Source organism: Xenorhabdus miraniensis (assembly GCF_002632615.1).
Genome location: NZ_NITZ01000022.1, coordinates 18,874 through 33,529, shown reverse-complemented (window position 1 = coordinate 33,529; position 14,656 = coordinate 18,874). Strand labels below are relative to the sequence as shown.

Genomic DNA, 14,656 nt, shown 5'->3' with positions numbered 1-14,656 from the left:
TTGATAAATAAACCCTCACAGGTGATCTATATGAGTAAAAAAAATTTATGGAAAACTGATGAGAAACGTTGGCAGGCCATCACTGAACGCAATAAGGATGCTGACAGCCATTTCGTATATGCCGTGCGTACTACGGGAATATATTGTTTGCCATCCAGTACCGCACGCCTGCCAAAACGGGAAAATGTGATATTTTTCGACAACGAAAATGAAGCACAACAGCAAGGTTACCGACCAAGTAAGCGTCAACGTGGTAATCAGCCTGAGTTGGAAGCCAATTATCTCGCCAAGATTGCAAAAGCATGTCGCTATATTGAACAAAATGAAGGATATATCACACTGGAACATCTCGCTAGCCATGTGGGAATGAGCACATTTCATTTTCATCGATTATTCAAAGCGAAAACAGGATTAACGCCAAAATCCTACGCAAACGCCCATCGTAGTCAGCGTTTACGGGATAATTTACAACAAAATAACAGTGTCACTGAAGCTATTTTCGATGCCGGATTTAATTCCAGCAGCCGGTTTTATGAAATCTCATCCAATTTATTGGGTATGACACCAACTGTCTGGCGGGCCGGCGGTAAAGGGATGCAAATTCACTTTGCGTTAGGAATCTGTACATTAGGCCACATCTTAGTGGCGCAAAGTCAAAAAGGTATTTGTGCCATTTTACTGGGAGATGATCCAAACAAACTCCTTCAGGATCTACAGGATAAATTCCCTCAGGCGGAATTTATCGGTGGAGATCCCCAGTTTGAGCAACTCATTGCACAAGTTGTCGGCTTCGTCGAAACCCCAGAAACAGAATTGAAATTACCACTGGATATTTGTGGCACAGCATTTCAACAACGCGTCTGGTTAGCATTGCGAGAAATTCCGGTGGGTACAACCGTCAGTTATACCGACATAGCCAAACGCATCGGTTCCCCCAAAGCTGTACGTGCCGTTGCCAGTGCCTGTGCAGCCAATATGTTGGCAATTGCTATTCCATGCCATCGCGTAGTCAGAAATGATGGCGCTTTATCTGGGTATCGTTGGGGAATTGAACGTAAACGTGAGTTATTAAATCGAGAAGAAAAAACACGATGAATGTCACAGTTGATATCGTACATCAACTTGATCTATCCCATCGGCTGATGGATATAGACCGAGAAGACACCATCTGTGGGGAGGTGATCAATTCTGCATTAAATAAAAAGATAGGGATTTGGCCGAAAGGCCTTGATATGATTGGTGTAGAGGGGTAAGAGTCGATTTTGCACTATGTCAGCGAGAATTGATAATTTTTGTTATTTTATGCGTTTAATTCTGCACTGTTTTGATCATAGTTTGAGGATGTTTAAACAACATTTACAGGGTGATTGATCAAATACCAAAATTCATAATCACCCTGCATTTTTATTTACTACCTGAACGATATCAGTTTCAGGTTCCAGGCTCCCTTCGTTGTTGCTAATGCGGCGTAAAATCTCTTGGTCTGTCGCTTCATCTCCAGCCAACGCCACTTTGATTGCTTGTCTCAGAGTCGGTCGGATATCTAATCTATCAATAATATCCTCTACATCCTGTTTTGCTTGCGTTGTTTGTGTCATTGATAGCAGCCCTTCAACACCTTTACGGTGAATTAACTTCAGTAAGCTATTGATATCTTGAGCAGGTAACGACTCAAATACATAGTGCCATGCAGTTGATAACTTTTCGTTTTTTTCTTGTTCAATAGCTGAAGTATCTTTTCTATCTTTAACTTCAGACATCTCTGAACCAGTAGCGATCCACTCCACGCTCACTTGCTCCACTTGTGATATTTTAAGTGCCACATTGAGAGATGGCTCTGTTCCTCTTGTTAAGTAATTGTTTAAAGTAGAAAAAGACAATCCCCAATCCCGTGCAGCTGACCGAACGCTTCTATTACCAATCAGTTGCTTCAGCCTTTCCGCAATACTTTCCTTTGTCGGTTCGACAAAGGAAACTTCAGCCATTTTCTTTCTATTCATTTTCTTTTCTTTTTACGCTTTGATTTATAAGGAAAAAATAAGAAGATCTTTGATTTGATTCACATGTAACAAAAGAAAGTGATTTTTTTGCTTTACATGAACCACTTGTGGATCAATACTGTATCCAGACGGATAACCCCACCGGATTATCCGCACGGATAATATTTTAGGGTAGTCGAAATATGAATGGAAATGAAGTGGTAAGTCACGCTGATTGGCATCGCATTGATATTGTGGCGGCTATACACAAGGCAGGTTTCACAATGAGAGAGCTTTCAAAATCGGCAGGTTTGGCGCCTGATACCTTAAAGAATGCGCTTTCTCGCTCTTATCCCAAAGGAGAGCAGATTATTGCAGGGGTTCTGGGCACGACGCCGGAACATATTTGGCCCAGTCGTTATTCATATAAACGTAGGATGTGATTATGTTTCTGACAGCGAATGAGTTAGTTGGATTGCCTGATTTGCCAGGTTCAGTTCAGGGAATGCGCCTGGCGTTGAATCGGTTGACAGGGGATCACCCTGAGTTTGTTCGTCAGCGTCAGGGCAGTAAAGCAACTGAGTACCACATTGATTGCCTGCCTGAGCTGGCGCGGGCAGAAGTCCGCCGCAAATATTTTGCAGCGGTGCTGGCTCAACCGGTCAATCAGGATGCTATCAACGCGCCAGTCACTCAGGCCGTGCGGCCATTGGATGAGTTGCAGTTAATGCGCCAGTGTCCGGCACTGTTGTCCCGCGAACTGTCGTCCCTGACCGAGCAGCAGCGGCAGATTGCGGATGCCCGTGCACTGCTGGCGCTGGAGGTGTTGAACTTACGTGATGCGGGCATGTCCCGTTCGGCGGCGGTGAAATACCTTTCTGACGGGTCACGTCAGGGCACATTGCCCGGTGCGCTCCAGACAGCGGCTGAAAATGCCAATGCCCGTAAGGGGCGCCGTCAGGGAGTCGGAACCCGTGCCTTGCAGGAATGGGTCACGATATACCAGAGCACCAATAATGGTGACGAACGGCTGGCATTACTGTCACCCGGTCATAATAAAGAGGTACGGCCGGAGCATGTGCAGTGGCTGCCTATGTTTCTGTCACATTACCGCAATGTGAATGGCCCGTCATTACAGGCAGCCTACCGTAGCTTTTGCGAGGAATGGCAGCAGGTCTATGCTGACCAGCCAGCCATGCTGGACGCCCAGCCTTCCTATGATGCGGTACGCCGGGTGATGGCAAAACTGCCGAAGCGGGAAAAAGCCCGCGGCCGTCTCACCGGCTCCGCTGCCCGTGCACTGGAAACCTACCAGAAACGGGACTGGTCACAGATGCCGGTTAATGGCTGCTGGATCAGTGATGGTAAGAGCCTGAATTTGAAAGTGGCGCACCCCATTCACGGGCGCCCATTTACACCGGAATTGACATTGGTGCTGGATGGCCGTACCCGCTATGTGGTTGGCTGGTCGCTGGATTTATCCGAAAGCACGATTGCTGTGGCCTCGGCGTATCGCCATGCCATGAAGCATCACGGTAAGCCGCTGTTTGTCTACTCCGATAACGGGGGCGGTCAGACTAACAAAACGCTGGATGCCGATATCACCGGGATTTTCCCCCGGCTGGGTATCGACCACATGACGGGTATCCCCGGCAATCCGCAGTCACGCGGCATTATCGAACGCCTGAATGCGATCATTCCCCGGCGTATTGCGCAGAAATTCCAGACCTATAACGGGCTGGGGGCTGATCCGGAATCGGTGCGCGTGACTGACCGCCGGATACTCTCTGCGGTCAAGGCGCAGGAAAACCAGAAGGCATTGAATGCCGTCCAGCAGGCCGCGCTGGCAAAACTGCCGTCCTGGCAGCAGTTGCTGGATGCGATTGAAGAAGAAGTCGAGCGCTACAACACCCGGCATGAGCACAGCGAACTGCCCAAACATAACGGGCGCCACATGACGGCAGCGGTCTACCGCAAAATGGTGCTGGAAACCGAAGGGGATGAAATCGAATACCTGACCCAGATTGAGCTGCGTGAAATGTTTATGCCAGAGGTAACCCGTATCGCCCAGCGGGGCTGGGTGGAGTTCAACAATAACCAGTATTTTTCTGAAACCCTGATCCAGGTGGATGGTGAAAGCGTGCGGGTGGCCTACGACATTCACGATGCCGGGGAAGTCATCATCCGCAGAATGGATGGTCGCTATGTCTGCACCGCTATCTGGAATGGCAACAAGGTCGCGGCCGTACCGACCACCGCGATGGCACAGGCCATTGAAGCCCGTCGCAGCCGCCGTCTGGCGCGGGTGGAAGATAAACGCCACGAAATTGAAGCCGAAGCACGGCCACTGCTGGAAACCAAAACGTTACCGGATTTTGGCGGATTGATCCCCGTGCCAGAAAAAGCCGCCATACCGAACCGCAACTATTCCTTCCTGCAAACAGAATTTGAACAGCACCTGAAAGATGCAGGAAATTACTAAATATTCTAGGGGGTTACTATGTCTCTTGTTCAAGAACTGACTGAATTAATGACAGAAAAGGGGTTCTCACAAGCGCAGGTCGCGCGGGGTATCGGCCGCAGCACGGCCATGATTAACCAGTATCTACAGGGTAAATATGCCGGGGATACGGCCGCACTGGAAATCCAACTGACACAATTTATCCAGCGCGAGCGTGACCGGGAAAAGGTACGCCATCTGAAACCCGTGTTCATTTCAACGTATACCGCCCGCAAAGGCTTGGAAGTGTGCCGTCTGGCGCATATGGACGGTGAAATCAATGTCATCTATGGCGATGCGGGAATGGGGAAAACCATGCTGATGCGGGAATACGCCCGAACCAATTCAGATGCCATCCTGATTGAGGCTGACCCCGGCTATACCGCCCGCGTGATACTGGAAGAGCTGTGTAACCGTCTGGGTGTCAATCGTCGCGGCAACCTGCATGAAATGAGCGAGGCCTGTATCACGGCTCTGCGGGGGTCGGGGCGGATCATTCTGGTTGATGAGGCGGAAAACCTGCCTTACCGCGCACTGGAAACCCTGCGTCGTATCCATGATAAATCCGGTGTGGGTATTGTGCTGGCGGGCATGCCGCGCTTAATCCTGAACCTGAAAGGGAAACGCGGTGAATACAAACAGCTTTATAGCCGCGTCGGTTTTGCCCTGCCAATGGGTGACAGCCTGCCTGAGGCCGATATTCAGGACATTGCCCGCAGTCTGTTGCCTGAGATTGAAGGCGATGATATCCGCCAGGCGTTGTTTACGGCTTGTAAGGGGAATGCCCGCAGGCTGTTCAAATACCTGCGAGGTGTTTCCCGTGCCAGTCAGTTGAGTGGTCAGCCTGTTGATGTCGGCATGATTAACGAATTCTCAAAAATGCTGATTAATTAATGAGGAACATCATGTTAATCGAGTTGAATACCCAAAATAGCAAACTGTTGTCCGCATTGATTCAGGCGGAATCTGTGGTCACGGCATTATCGCAGCGCGGGATCACTGTGCTCAGTGTGATGATGCGGGATAACAGGCCCCGCATTCATATTGCCCGCCATGCCTATTGTGAGCAGTTGATCCGCGAGGGTCAGGCCGCTTATCTGCATTTTGGTAAGGGGCTGCAAGGGCAATTTAAACAAGGGGTTTTTAATCAGGATGGTTGTCAGGTTTATTGGTCGGAATCTTTACATTAAGGGGCGCAATCATGGCAGTAAAAATTGAAATCTTAATCACCAGTGAGTCAGGGCAATTACGGCATGAACTGCAAGCCGGGGCGGCGGTGGCGGGGGAATTCACCCATCAGGAATATCAGGCCGCCGAACGTTTGTACAGTGCCATCGGTGATTTTCTTAATCAGCATAGTCAATGCGGTTTGGTGATGCACCCAGCAACTGTGCAGCGCAAGCACAATCTTCACTAACATAATGGAAAGGAAACCCTATGGCTGTTGAACTCATCATTTCGATTACTGAAACCCCGACTGGGCTGGAACATAACGCCAGAGCTCAGGGTCTCTGTTCAAAAGCAGAAGCAGAATGTGTCGAATATATTTTTCAGGCGGTTATTCAAGCATTCAAAAAACGATCTGGTTATATATCTGGTGAAACAACAATTAACTCTAAGGTTTTAAAAAAAGGTAAAAAATAATGTCAATTAAAACAATACAGTTCACTACCCGAACCGCCCCGGAAGGCTATTGGGTTGATGCCAAGGGAATTCTGACCCCTGTCGATATCATCAAAGAAATTGACCTGGAGCGGGATAGTCTGGTGGGGGAAATTGTGAAACAGGCCGTCAGAGTCAACGAAGCGCTGGATGAACTGAAATCGCGGGCGTTTGCGGATATTCAGGCATTCATTGATCTCTCTGCCGAAAAGTACGGTGCAACCCCGGGTGGTAAGAAGGGCAATGTAACCCTGTATTCCTATGATGGCCGCTACAAAGTCCAGCGTGCCATGCAGGACAGGATCGCCTTTGATGAGCGTCTACAGGCGGCTAAGGCACTGATTGATGCCTGCCTCGCCGACTGGACAAAAGGCGCACGCCCTGAAATCCAGACGCTGATCAACCAGGCCTTTATCACCGATAAAGAGGGTGAAATCAATGCAGGGCGTGTTCTGGCACTGCGCCGATTGAATATTGATGATGAGCGCTGGAACAAAGCCATGATGGCGATAGGTGAGGCGTTACAGGTCGTTGGCAGTAAATCCTATCTGCGCGTCTATGAGCGCATAGGTGATAGCGATCAATATCAGCCCATTGCCTTAGATATCGCGGGGGTGTGAGATGACCGGACATATTCACAAAAACCGTGCACGCAATCATTATGCGGCCTACTCATCGGTTGCCGCCCATGCAGAACGTCATACCGATTACCTGAATGCAGCAACGCTATGGGACAAAGCGGCCAGTACTGCCCGCAGTGCACCCGCTCGTTTTTGGGCAGAACGGCGCAGCGAGTTCTGTTACAACGCGGCTGAAAAAGGATGGGGAAAGACCAATGAAAGCGCAGCAGTTTAATCAATGTTTTCCTGTGGGGCAGGGTTTTATTTACCAGCCCAATCCATTTTTACGGGGTGGTCAGGCGGTCAGAACGATTGAACCCGCACAGGACTTAACAAATATGACCGTGGTGGAAATCAGCACCGAACCGTATTTAGTCCGAATTGAACATTTAACACCAGCTTAATGTAACGCACTAAAAATTAAATACTTTTATTAAATGGCGTAAACCCGCCGGGGCAGGCTTACGCCAAAATTCAGGCTAACCGATGAGGAAATTATGTCTTCTTATATTGCCACCCGTACAGGACGTCATTTTAATTATGCTAACGCCACACCTGCGGATATTGATATTCATGATATTGCGCAGGGACTGGCGAATGAATGTCGCTTTAACGGTCAAATCAGCAATTTCTATTCCGTTGCCCAGCACAGCGTTTATGTCAGTCACTTGGTATCACCTGAATATGCGCTGGAAGGTTTATTGCATGATGCCGCTGAAGCCTACTGTAAGGACTTACCCAGCCCACTCAAGGCATTACTGCCATCCTATCAGGTGATCGAAAGGCGCATTGATGCCATTGTCCGCCTGAAATTTCACCTGCCCGCACTTTGCAGTGATGCCATCAAACACGCCGACCTGGTGATGCTGGCGACAGAACGCCGCGATCTGGATATTGATGCAGAGGGAGACCCCTGGCCCATCCTGGCAGGGATTACTGCCAGTGACAATATTACCATTATGCCCCTTATGCCCCAGCAGGCAGAAGCGGCCTTTATGAATCGTTACCATGAATTAATGGGGGCGCGATGAACAAGAATTATCGGTGTGAAATCTGCAATAAATTTAACCCTATTGATCGCTCAAAGCTGGCTGTCGGTGACCGGGTGACATTCACGTTCTCCACTCAACGGGTATATCGCACTCATATCAAATGTGCCATCAAAACGGTGAAGGGACGTATCCAGCAAATACACGGTGAACAGGTCATTGTGAGTTATCGCAAGAAGCAATACCCATTGAACAGGGAGGCGGTCAACCCTGCGGGCACCCCCTCAGAACTGGCATACGTCATGATTGGAACCTGTATTTGTGGAGACAGTCATGATTAAGATCCAACAAATTTCACTCGTGGCGGCCATTGCAAAAGAGCTGGGCGACCAGCAGCCGGGTATCACCATCAGCCAGGCGCAGTTAAACACCCTCATTGCCGCTGCCAATAATATCTGTGCGGCATTCGAACAACCTGAAACACCGGCGCGCAATCTTTGTGATAGCTGCAATGACTGGCCGCGCGGTGGTTGTCAACCCGGCTGTGTGGCCTATAAGTGAGGTGATGCAATGAACCATCAACAACTGATCCGCCTTATCCATATTGCCAAAAACAAACTGCAACTGGATGATGCAACCTACCGTTCGGCACTGCGGGCAGCAACGGGCAAATCGTCCTGCCGTAATATGACACATGCCGAGTTAAAAGTTGCGTACAATGCCTTTGTCGCCCGTGGCTTTAAGCGGAGTTTAAACAGGAGTAAACAGCGGGTTAAACCCAATTTAAACGGTCAGATGCGGGCACCGGAAATTGGCAAAATCCGCGCCATCTGGATCACCATGCACCAGCAAAAATTTGTCATTGATGGCTCTGAAACCGCCCTCAACAAATTTGTTCAGCGCCAGACTGCCAAAATGAATGGCGGTGCGGGCGTGGCTGAGGTGGGCTGGCTTTCTGAGTCTCTGGCGTGGCGGGTGCTGGAATCCCTGAAACAGTGGCATAGCCGTTTAATGCTGGAGAGCATGATCCAGCGGCGGCAGCCCCTGCCCGAACAACGGGGATATGATGCTGTCTGTGAGGCCTACAGTACGGAGAAATTATTATGAAAATTGGCCGCTGCCCGGTTTGTCATTCCGATTTTCATCTGGATGCCGTATTGGAGGACGACGCCAGCCGTCAGTTACTGGCAAAACTGGTTGATCTGCCTGCTGGCTGTGCCCGCCATCTGGTGGCCTATATCGGTCTCTTTCGCCGGGAGAAAAATAACCTGTCCAACAGCCGCGCCCTGAAGCTGGCGGAAGAGGTATTGGCACTTTATTCTGCCAATCGGGTATTGGGACATGCCCTGAGCGAAACCGTTGAACGTATCCGGGAAAAGCGGGCACAGGGAGACAATAAGCCCCTGACCAACCACAACTACCTGAAGACCGTTTATCAGTCATCAGAACAGTTATTTGCCCAGGGCAGCAATATCCATGCCCGTGAAAAACAGCAGGTATCGGGTTCGGACAGCCGCGAGAGTTATTTTTTGCAAATGCAGCGAATGGGGGTGGATGTTTCAACATTGCCGGGTGGTGCGGAATGGTTGCAAAAGCAGACACAATAACCCTGGAACATGTCCAACAATTATTGCCGGAGTCACTCCGGCATATTGCCACCCTGATTGGTTACCCGGCAACACTGAAACTGATTGAGACGTTCGGCGGCACCACCTTTCCATTCAGCCAGGGCAAACATCCCCGCGGGCATTACCGTCAGACGATGTTGATTAACGCCATTGGTGAAGAAGCGGCGGCCTGTCTCTCTCAGCACTTTGCCGGGACGGAAGTCTATATTCCCAATGCAGCGGCTGCCATGCGGGAATGGCGTAACCAGCGGTTTTTATCGGAATTCAATCGGTTGTTGAATGAGGGTAATTCAGCATTGATGGCAATTTCAACACTGTGTCCTATATTTGGTTTTAGTGATAGACACGCATGGTCACTCTTATCTCGTTACCAACATTCTGGTACGCTAAATAATCAATACAATTTGTTTTAAGGGTAAGTGATGAAAATAAAAAGTGTTTTGCTTGGGCTGTTGCTATCAGTGTCGTCATTAAGTTCTTGGGCGGTAGATGGTTATAAGGGGGTAAAATTTGGATCTAGTGTCAAAGAGCTTATGGATGCCAAACTTTGCAACTTTCAAAAATTACCACCAACTTCAAATTTAAAAGAGTTTTCAATTTATGCTTGCTCTGATTTTCAATTTTCAGGAAAGAAAACTCTAGCAATGGCGGCATTTCTTAATGGTAAATTTAAACGATTCCTTATTAATGTAGATTCAAATATTAACCCGTTAATTAATGCACTAACGAAAAAGTATGGGACACCTTCATCAATGTCATCTGAAGAGGAATTGGTACGAGCTTTATCCACAGGTGAAACAGTCTTCGTCAGTTATGATAATGACAGCATTGTTATCAAAGTTGAAAAGAAAAATGGTAGTGAAACAGTCACGTTAATGTACACAGACCCTAAATTTGATGATGAGAAAAATGCGTTATCTCTGGATAAAATTGCTAACGATATCTAACCACTGAACCTCTTCAACCTATCTTATGCATCAAAACCTGAAATACTGAACACCTTCCATTTTGGCAGGTGTTTTGTTTTTTGGGGGGTATATGCAGATCATGATCGAACACACCGAACTGGCGCAGCTGGAATCACTGCTGCCGGATTCCGCCCTGCAATTGATCGAGGTGATTGGTTATCCGGCCACCGCCCGGCTGATTAGCCGTTTTGGGGGGGTGACCCTCTCGGCCAAAACCGGCAAAGCGGCTGAACGCAGCGGCGGTGTCTATCGCCTGTTACGTGAAGTTTTAACTGACGATGAGTGTCAGACCCTGATGGGCTATCTGGGGGATGCCCCGTTTTATATCCCGCGTTGTGAAGCGGCCTTTCGCGCCCTGCGCAATGCCCGTTTTCTGGGGGAACTGGCGGCCCTGTGTCAGGACGGATTATCCCGCCGTCAGGCGATGGCGCGGCTGTGTCCACGGTATGGCTTCAGTGATCGCATCGGCTGGAAACTGATCAGCGAGCAAGAGGCGGAGGCGACTCCCCAATCCCGTTTATTTGATTGAAATGCCCCTCACACCTGTGACACACTAGAGGCTGCTTCAGCAGGGTCTTAACCTGCTGAACCCCCTCAAATGCTCCCCCCGTTTTTCCTGCCCTACACTGCGCTCATTGATTCAACAACGACATGAGGCACCGCAGGGATGACCACCGATGATAAATACTCCCATGCCACTTACGGTATTTCCGGCCTGATTGCGTTCTTTACCGGGCTTTCCCTGTATGAATGGGGCTTTCTGATCGGTGTGTTTGCCAGCATTCTGCTGGGGACGCTGACCTACCTCCTGAACCGACGGGAGCAGAAGAAGCGTACCCACATCTTGCAGCAAATTCTGGAGCGCAGTGCCTCACCGGAAACCCTGTCAGAAATCGTTTCCCGCTCCCCGAAGGATGTCTAGTCATGGACATGAAAAGCCGTCTCAGTGCGGCCGTTATCGCGGCCATTCTGGCGGGCGTCGGTTCCGAGGCTATTTTGTCCCAGTTCCTGAATGAAAAAGAAGGCAACCGGCTGGCTGCCTATCAGGATGCGGGCGGTATCTGGACTATCTGCCGGGGCGTGACACGGGTTAACGGTGCTCCCGTTCGCCGGGGGATGGTGCTGACAGCACACCAGTGCGATGACCTGAACCGGGTTGAGGCGCAACGGGCGATTGCCTGGGTTAAACGCCACATCAATGTTCCGCTGACCGACGCGCAGATAGCGGGCATTGCCAGCTTCTGCCCGTTCAACATCGGCCCGGCGAAATGTTTCTCGTCCACGTTCTACCGGAAACTCAACGCAGGGGACACAAAAGGCGCGTGTGCCGAAATCAAACGCTGGATATTTGATGGCGGTAGAGACTGCCGCCAGACCAAGGGGCAAACGAAAGGCTGTTATGGGCAGGTTGAACGACGTGCTCAGGAATCGGAATTAACGTGCTGGGGGTTGGATAAATGAAATTCAATTTCACCTACGGCATGGTCATGGCCTTGATTGTTGTTTCAGTTGTGGCATTTGTCTACCACCTGAAGTATGAGAAGCAACGCGACATCAATCGTGATCAGGCTACTGCGATCCAGCAACTGACCGACACGATTAATTACCAGAACACGCACATTGACATGCTGCATGAGATGGATGCAAAACATACACAGAGACTGGCCAATGCAAACGCTAAGATTAATGAGCTTCATACTGCTTCTCTTACTCACCCTGAGCGGGTGTACATCCAAGCCCGGTGCCCAGTGCCTAAAACCCTTGCCCCCTCCGGCATGGATGATGCAACCCCCGCCCGACCTACAGAATCCGCTATCCGAAATTATTGGCTACTCAGAGAACGCATTGCCACCGCTGAGCAAATGATACTGGGGTTACAGGATTACATAAAAACTGAATGCAGAAGAGAGAAATAACATGAAAAAGAACCCCCGTAGGCAGAACACGGAAGTTTTAATCGCCCTGAACAATTTGAATGACCGTCTGGATCATATTGATGACCAGATGGACGCCATTCGCGAAGATGCCACCAATGGCGCGATGCGGCGCGGGGCTATTGCGGGCGCAGTGTCCGGCACGGTCGCGGGCTGCCTGGTCTCAACCGTCGTGCTGTTGTTACGCACTAAAATGGGTGTCTGATATGGCCTATCCACAGGCGATGCGGGATAAACTCCGCCGCATGTACATCTTCAATCAGTTATCGCTGGAGGTCACCGCCGCCCAGTGTGGTGTGGCGTTTGTCACTGCCCGGCGCTGGAAGAAAGACGCACAGGAAAAAGGCGATGACTGGGAGAAAATGCGGGCTGCCCAGACAATGGCCGGAGGCGGCATTGAAGAAGCCGGCCGTGCCGTGCTGATGAGCCTGGTGGTGCAGTGCCAGACCACCATGGAATTACTTAACACCACGCCGGATATGCTGCCGCAACAGCGGGTGGAACTATTGGCCAGCCTCGCGGATGCGTTCAATAAGGCGACCAGCGCCAGCAGGAAGATCCTGCCGGAAACCAACGAACTGGCGACTGCACTGGAGATTGTTCAAAAACTGGGGGCGTTTATTAACGACCAGTATTCACAGCATAACGCCGCCTTTCTGGAAATACTGGAAGCGTTTGCCATCGAATTAGAGCGCGATTATGGCTAAATTCTCCCTCAAAGACTTCCGTGCCTCCCTTCAGGATTATATTGTCAGCCTGCGCCAGACCATTGAAGCGGAATGTCTGGGGTTCGATGCAGATGTGACCGCGGCTGAGGCACGCCGCCAGAAAGTGGCCGACGCGGTTGAGGGCTACAGCGCCTTTGTTGAAACCTATTTCCCGCACTATGTGCGCCATCCTTCACGCAGTCAATTGCATAACTATCTGTTTAGTCGTTTACCCCAGATAGTGGCCAGTCCGGTGGGCGAAAGCGATGCGATTGCCGCCCCGCGAGGTGAAGCCAAATCGACGCTGGTCAGCCAGTTGTTTGTGCTCTGGTGCATTATCCGGGGCAGCAAACGCTATCCGGTCATCATTATGGACAGCATTGATCAGGCCTACCCGATGCTGGAAGCCATCAAGGCCGAACTGGAATACAACCCGCGCCTGCGCAATGACTACCCGGACATCTGCGGTCAGGGGCGCACCTGGCAAATGGGCACCATTGTCACCCGCAACAATATCAAGGTCACGGTCGCCGGTTCTGGCAAGAAGCTGCGCGGCCTGCGTCATGGTCCATACCGCCCTGATCTGGTGGTATTGGATGATATCGAAAATGACGAGATGGTGCGCAACCCGGAGCAGCGCGACAAGCTGCATGGCTGGCTGACCAAGACCGTGATGCCGCTGGGTGAAGCGGGCGGCAAGACCGATATTGTCTATATCGGCACGATACTGCATTACGATTCGGTGCTGTCCCGCACCCTGAATAACCCGATGTGGCGAACGGCACGGTTTAAGGCTGTCATCCAGTGGCCGGCCAATATGCGTCTGTGGGATCAATGGGAAGAGTTGATCAACAATAAACAGCTGGCGGAAGCCGACCGCTTCTATCACGAGCACGAAGCCGCGATGCTGGACGGGGCTGTTGTTTCGTGGGCGGCGCGTCCCCTGCTGGCGCTGATGCGTATCCGGGTACGTGACGGGCACGGCACCTTTGATTCGGAATACCAGAATGATCCGGTCAGTGGTGAGGAGGCGATTTTCGCTAACAGCCTTACTTTCTGGTCGAATCATTTATCTGACTGGCTGTTTTACGGTGTGTGTGATCCGAGCCTCGGCAAGTTAAGCAAAAACCGTGACCCGTCTGCCATTCTGGTGGGCGGCTTTAACCGCCTGACCGGCATTCTGGATGTGGTAGAAGCTGATATCCGCCGCCGTCTGCCGGACAAAATTATTGCCGACATTATCCAGTATCAGCGTCAGTACGGTTGCCTGACCTGGGCGATAGAGTCCATTCAGTTTCAGGAGTTCCTGCGCACCGAGTTGGTCAAGCGGTCGGCACAGCAGGGTATCCCGGTGCCGGCGGTGCCGGTCATGCCGTCCAGTGACAAAATTTTACGTATCGAGTCATTGCAGCCACATATGGCGAACGGGTTAATCCGTTTGCATCCCACCCAGTACACCCTGATTGACCAGTTACGTCATTTTCCCAAAGCGGATCATGATGACGGCCCCGATGCCCTGCATATGTTGTGGTCACTGGCGGTTTCCCGTGCGGGCAGTACTGAAATTCATACCCGCGCCCGCCGTGAGGGCGGCCACCGTTTCGGGTCGGGGGCGTGGTAATGACGGGGAAAATAACGTGAACAGAAACAGCGTGATGATTTATCTGGG

26 protein-coding genes are annotated in these 14,656 nt (G+C 50.6%); 25 read left to right on the top strand and 1 reads right to left on the bottom strand.

What is annotated here, in order from left to right:
• Positions 1-30: 30 nt before the first annotated feature.
• Together ada and Xmir_RS25755 are read left to right on the top strand one after the other, a co-directional pair.
• Complete coding sequence (gene ada, locus Xmir_RS17715; protein ID WP_099115452.1) at positions 31-1,095, top strand: bifunctional DNA-binding transcriptional regulator/O6-methylguanine-DNA methyltransferase Ada; 1,065 nt, start codon at positions 31-33, stop codon at positions 1,093-1,095.
• On the top strand, positions 1,092-1,253 hold the full coding sequence (locus tag Xmir_RS25755; protein WP_167386006.1) for a hypothetical protein: 162 nt from the start codon (positions 1,092-1,094) through the stop codon (positions 1,251-1,253). The genes ada and Xmir_RS25755 overlap by 4 nt, the downstream gene beginning before the upstream one ends.
• Positions 1,254-1,391: 138 nt before the next feature.
• Here the strand turns inward: Xmir_RS25755 and Xmir_RS29475 are convergent, their stop codons facing one another.
• Positions 1,392-2,000: a helix-turn-helix domain-containing protein gene (locus Xmir_RS29475; RefSeq protein WP_244170970.1), complete on the bottom strand. Its 609-nt coding sequence runs from the start codon at positions 1,998-2,000 to the stop codon at positions 1,392-1,394.
• Between the two features lie 182 nt (positions 2,001-2,182).
• Between Xmir_RS29475 and Xmir_RS17705 the strand changes: the two genes are divergently transcribed.
• The 23 genes from Xmir_RS17705 to terL all read left to right on the top strand — a co-directional run bounded on the left by Xmir_RS17705 (position 2,183) and on the right by terL (position 14,608).
• Positions 2,183-2,422, top strand: a complete 240-nt coding sequence (locus Xmir_RS17705) for a helix-turn-helix domain-containing protein (RefSeq protein WP_099115451.1) — start codon at positions 2,183-2,185, stop codon at positions 2,420-2,422.
• A gap of 2 nt (positions 2,423-2,424) precedes the next feature.
• On the top strand, positions 2,425-4,461 hold the full coding sequence (locus Xmir_RS17700) for a Mu transposase C-terminal domain-containing protein (protein WP_099115450.1): 2,037 nt from the start codon (positions 2,425-2,427) through the stop codon (positions 4,459-4,461).
• An 18-nt stretch (positions 4,462-4,479) separates the two neighbouring features.
• A complete protein-coding gene (locus Xmir_RS17695; protein ID WP_099115449.1) occupies positions 4,480-5,373 on the top strand; it encodes an AAA family ATPase in 894 nt (297 codons plus the stop codon).
• Between the two features lie 11 nt (positions 5,374-5,384).
• Positions 5,385-5,669 carry a hypothetical protein gene (locus Xmir_RS17690; RefSeq protein WP_099115448.1) on the top strand — a complete coding sequence of 95 codons (285 nt, stop codon included), beginning with the start codon at positions 5,385-5,387 and terminating at the stop codon, positions 5,667-5,669.
• Positions 5,670-5,680: 11 nt separating this feature from the next.
• On the top strand, positions 5,681-5,896 hold the full coding sequence (locus Xmir_RS17685) for a hypothetical protein (protein ID WP_099115447.1): 216 nt from the start codon (positions 5,681-5,683) through the stop codon (positions 5,894-5,896).
• Positions 5,897-5,916: 20 nt separating this feature from the next.
• Entirely contained in the window at positions 5,917-6,123 is a 207-nt protein-coding gene (locus Xmir_RS17680) for a hypothetical protein (RefSeq protein WP_099115446.1), read from the top strand.
• A complete protein-coding gene (locus tag Xmir_RS17675; RefSeq protein ID WP_099115445.1) occupies positions 6,123-6,761 on the top strand; it encodes a DUF3164 family protein in 639 nt (212 codons plus the stop codon). The genes Xmir_RS17680 and Xmir_RS17675 overlap by 1 nt, the downstream gene beginning before the upstream one ends.
• Position 6,762: 1 nt before the next feature.
• A complete protein-coding gene (locus Xmir_RS17670) occupies positions 6,763-6,996 on the top strand; it encodes an ANR family transcriptional regulator (protein ID WP_099115444.1) in 234 nt (77 codons plus the stop codon).
• On the top strand, positions 6,977-7,165 hold the full coding sequence (locus Xmir_RS17665) for a hypothetical protein (protein WP_099115443.1): 189 nt from the start codon (positions 6,977-6,979) through the stop codon (positions 7,163-7,165). Before Xmir_RS17670 ends, Xmir_RS17665 begins: the two co-directional genes overlap by 20 nt.
• Before the next feature lie 93 nt (positions 7,166-7,258).
• Complete coding sequence (locus tag Xmir_RS17660; RefSeq protein WP_099115442.1) at positions 7,259-7,792, top strand: hypothetical protein; 534 nt, start codon at positions 7,259-7,261, stop codon at positions 7,790-7,792.
• Complete coding sequence (locus Xmir_RS17655; RefSeq protein ID WP_099115441.1) at positions 7,789-8,091, top strand: hypothetical protein; 303 nt, start codon at positions 7,789-7,791, stop codon at positions 8,089-8,091. Before Xmir_RS17660 ends, Xmir_RS17655 begins: the two co-directional genes overlap by 4 nt.
• A complete protein-coding gene (locus Xmir_RS17650) occupies positions 8,084-8,311 on the top strand; it encodes a hypothetical protein (RefSeq protein WP_099115440.1) in 228 nt (75 codons plus the stop codon). Before Xmir_RS17655 ends, Xmir_RS17650 begins: the two co-directional genes overlap by 8 nt.
• Before the next feature lie 9 nt (positions 8,312-8,320).
• On the top strand, positions 8,321-8,857 hold the full coding sequence (locus Xmir_RS17645; RefSeq protein WP_099115439.1) for a gp16 family protein: 537 nt from the start codon (positions 8,321-8,323) through the stop codon (positions 8,855-8,857).
• On the top strand, positions 8,854-9,357 hold the full coding sequence (locus Xmir_RS17640) for a hypothetical protein (RefSeq protein ID WP_099115438.1): 504 nt from the start codon (positions 8,854-8,856) through the stop codon (positions 9,355-9,357). Before Xmir_RS17645 ends, Xmir_RS17640 begins: the two co-directional genes overlap by 4 nt.
• A complete protein-coding gene (locus tag Xmir_RS17635; protein WP_099115437.1) occupies positions 9,333-9,791 on the top strand; it encodes a Mor transcription activator family protein in 459 nt (152 codons plus the stop codon). Before Xmir_RS17640 ends, Xmir_RS17635 begins: the two co-directional genes overlap by 25 nt.
• 9 nt (positions 9,792-9,800) lie before the next feature.
• A complete protein-coding gene (locus Xmir_RS17630; protein ID WP_099115436.1) occupies positions 9,801-10,325 on the top strand; it encodes a hypothetical protein in 525 nt (174 codons plus the stop codon).
• A 91-nt stretch (positions 10,326-10,416) separates the two neighbouring features.
• A complete protein-coding gene (locus Xmir_RS17625; protein WP_099115435.1) occupies positions 10,417-10,875 on the top strand; it encodes a mor transcription activator family protein in 459 nt (152 codons plus the stop codon).
• A gap of 138 nt (positions 10,876-11,013) precedes the next feature.
• The gene (locus Xmir_RS17620) at positions 11,014-11,268 is read left to right on the top strand and encodes a phage holin family protein (protein ID WP_099115434.1); all 255 of its coding nucleotides are present in this window, start codon (positions 11,014-11,016) and stop codon (positions 11,266-11,268) included.
• A 2-nt stretch (positions 11,269-11,270) separates the two neighbouring features.
• A complete protein-coding gene (locus tag Xmir_RS17615; RefSeq protein ID WP_099115433.1) occupies positions 11,271-11,807 on the top strand; it encodes a lysozyme in 537 nt (178 codons plus the stop codon).
• Entirely contained in the window at positions 11,804-12,262 is a 459-nt protein-coding gene (locus tag Xmir_RS17610; protein ID WP_099115432.1) for a lysis protein, read from the top strand. The genes Xmir_RS17615 and Xmir_RS17610 overlap by 4 nt, the downstream gene beginning before the upstream one ends.
• Position 12,263: 1 nt before the next feature.
• Positions 12,264-12,485, top strand: coding sequence for a hypothetical protein (locus Xmir_RS17605; protein WP_208620456.1), 222 nt, complete (start codon positions 12,264-12,266; stop codon positions 12,483-12,485).
• A gap of 1 nt (position 12,486) precedes the next feature.
• Complete coding sequence (locus Xmir_RS17600) at positions 12,487-12,987, top strand: DUF1804 family protein (RefSeq protein ID WP_099115431.1); 501 nt, start codon at positions 12,487-12,489, stop codon at positions 12,985-12,987.
• A complete protein-coding gene (terL, locus tag Xmir_RS17595; RefSeq protein ID WP_099115430.1) occupies positions 12,980-14,608 on the top strand; it encodes a phage terminase large subunit in 1,629 nt (542 codons plus the stop codon). Before Xmir_RS17600 ends, terL begins: the two co-directional genes overlap by 8 nt.
• The last annotated feature ends 48 nt before the right edge of the window (positions 14,609-14,656 follow it).

Coding starts and splice junctions, on each gene's coding strand:
- Xmir_RS17680 (WP_099115446.1), top strand. CDS start 5,917: ATGGCTGTTGAACTCATCATTTCGATTACTGAAACCCCGACTGGGCTG.
- Xmir_RS17675 (WP_099115445.1), top strand. CDS start 6,123: ATGTCAATTAAAACAATACAGTTCACTACCCGAACCGCCCCGGAAGGC.
- Xmir_RS25755 (WP_167386006.1), top strand. CDS start 1,092: ATGAATGTCACAGTTGATATCGTACATCAACTTGATCTATCCCATCGG.
- Xmir_RS17660 (WP_099115442.1), top strand. CDS start 7,259: ATGTCTTCTTATATTGCCACCCGTACAGGACGTCATTTTAATTATGCT.
- terL (WP_099115430.1), top strand. CDS start 12,980: ATGGCTAAATTCTCCCTCAAAGACTTCCGTGCCTCCCTTCAGGATTAT.
- Xmir_RS17695 (WP_099115449.1), top strand. CDS start 4,480: ATGTCTCTTGTTCAAGAACTGACTGAATTAATGACAGAAAAGGGGTTC.
- Xmir_RS17625 (WP_099115435.1), top strand. CDS start 10,417: ATGCAGATCATGATCGAACACACCGAACTGGCGCAGCTGGAATCACTG.
- Xmir_RS17700 (WP_099115450.1), top strand. CDS start 2,425: ATGTTTCTGACAGCGAATGAGTTAGTTGGATTGCCTGATTTGCCAGGT.
- Xmir_RS17645 (WP_099115439.1), top strand. CDS start 8,321: ATGAACCATCAACAACTGATCCGCCTTATCCATATTGCCAAAAACAAA.
- Xmir_RS17690 (WP_099115448.1), top strand. CDS start 5,385: ATGTTAATCGAGTTGAATACCCAAAATAGCAAACTGTTGTCCGCATTG.
- ada (WP_099115452.1), top strand. CDS start 31: ATGAGTAAAAAAAATTTATGGAAAACTGATGAGAAACGTTGGCAGGCC.
- Xmir_RS17630 (WP_099115436.1), top strand. CDS start 9,801: ATGAAAATAAAAAGTGTTTTGCTTGGGCTGTTGCTATCAGTGTCGTCA.
- Xmir_RS17605 (WP_208620456.1), top strand. CDS start 12,264: ATGAAAAAGAACCCCCGTAGGCAGAACACGGAAGTTTTAATCGCCCTG.
- Xmir_RS17600 (WP_099115431.1), top strand. CDS start 12,487: ATGGCCTATCCACAGGCGATGCGGGATAAACTCCGCCGCATGTACATC.
- Xmir_RS17670 (WP_099115444.1), top strand. CDS start 6,763: ATGACCGGACATATTCACAAAAACCGTGCACGCAATCATTATGCGGCC.
- Xmir_RS17705 (WP_099115451.1), top strand. CDS start 2,183: ATGAATGGAAATGAAGTGGTAAGTCACGCTGATTGGCATCGCATTGAT.
- Xmir_RS17655 (WP_099115441.1), top strand. CDS start 7,789: ATGAACAAGAATTATCGGTGTGAAATCTGCAATAAATTTAACCCTATT.
- Xmir_RS17620 (WP_099115434.1), top strand. CDS start 11,014: ATGACCACCGATGATAAATACTCCCATGCCACTTACGGTATTTCCGGC.
- Xmir_RS29475 (WP_244170970.1), bottom strand. CDS start 2,000: ATGAATAGAAAGAAAATGGCTGAAGTTTCCTTTGTCGAACCGACAAAG.
- Xmir_RS17685 (WP_099115447.1), top strand. CDS start 5,681: ATGGCAGTAAAAATTGAAATCTTAATCACCAGTGAGTCAGGGCAATTA.
- Xmir_RS17635 (WP_099115437.1), top strand. CDS start 9,333: ATGGTTGCAAAAGCAGACACAATAACCCTGGAACATGTCCAACAATTA.
- Xmir_RS17615 (WP_099115433.1), top strand. CDS start 11,271: ATGGACATGAAAAGCCGTCTCAGTGCGGCCGTTATCGCGGCCATTCTG.
- Xmir_RS17665 (WP_099115443.1), top strand. CDS start 6,977: ATGAAAGCGCAGCAGTTTAATCAATGTTTTCCTGTGGGGCAGGGTTTT.
- Xmir_RS17640 (WP_099115438.1), top strand. CDS start 8,854: ATGAAAATTGGCCGCTGCCCGGTTTGTCATTCCGATTTTCATCTGGAT.
- Xmir_RS17610 (WP_099115432.1), top strand. CDS start 11,804: ATGAAATTCAATTTCACCTACGGCATGGTCATGGCCTTGATTGTTGTT.
- Xmir_RS17650 (WP_099115440.1), top strand. CDS start 8,084: ATGATTAAGATCCAACAAATTTCACTCGTGGCGGCCATTGCAAAAGAG.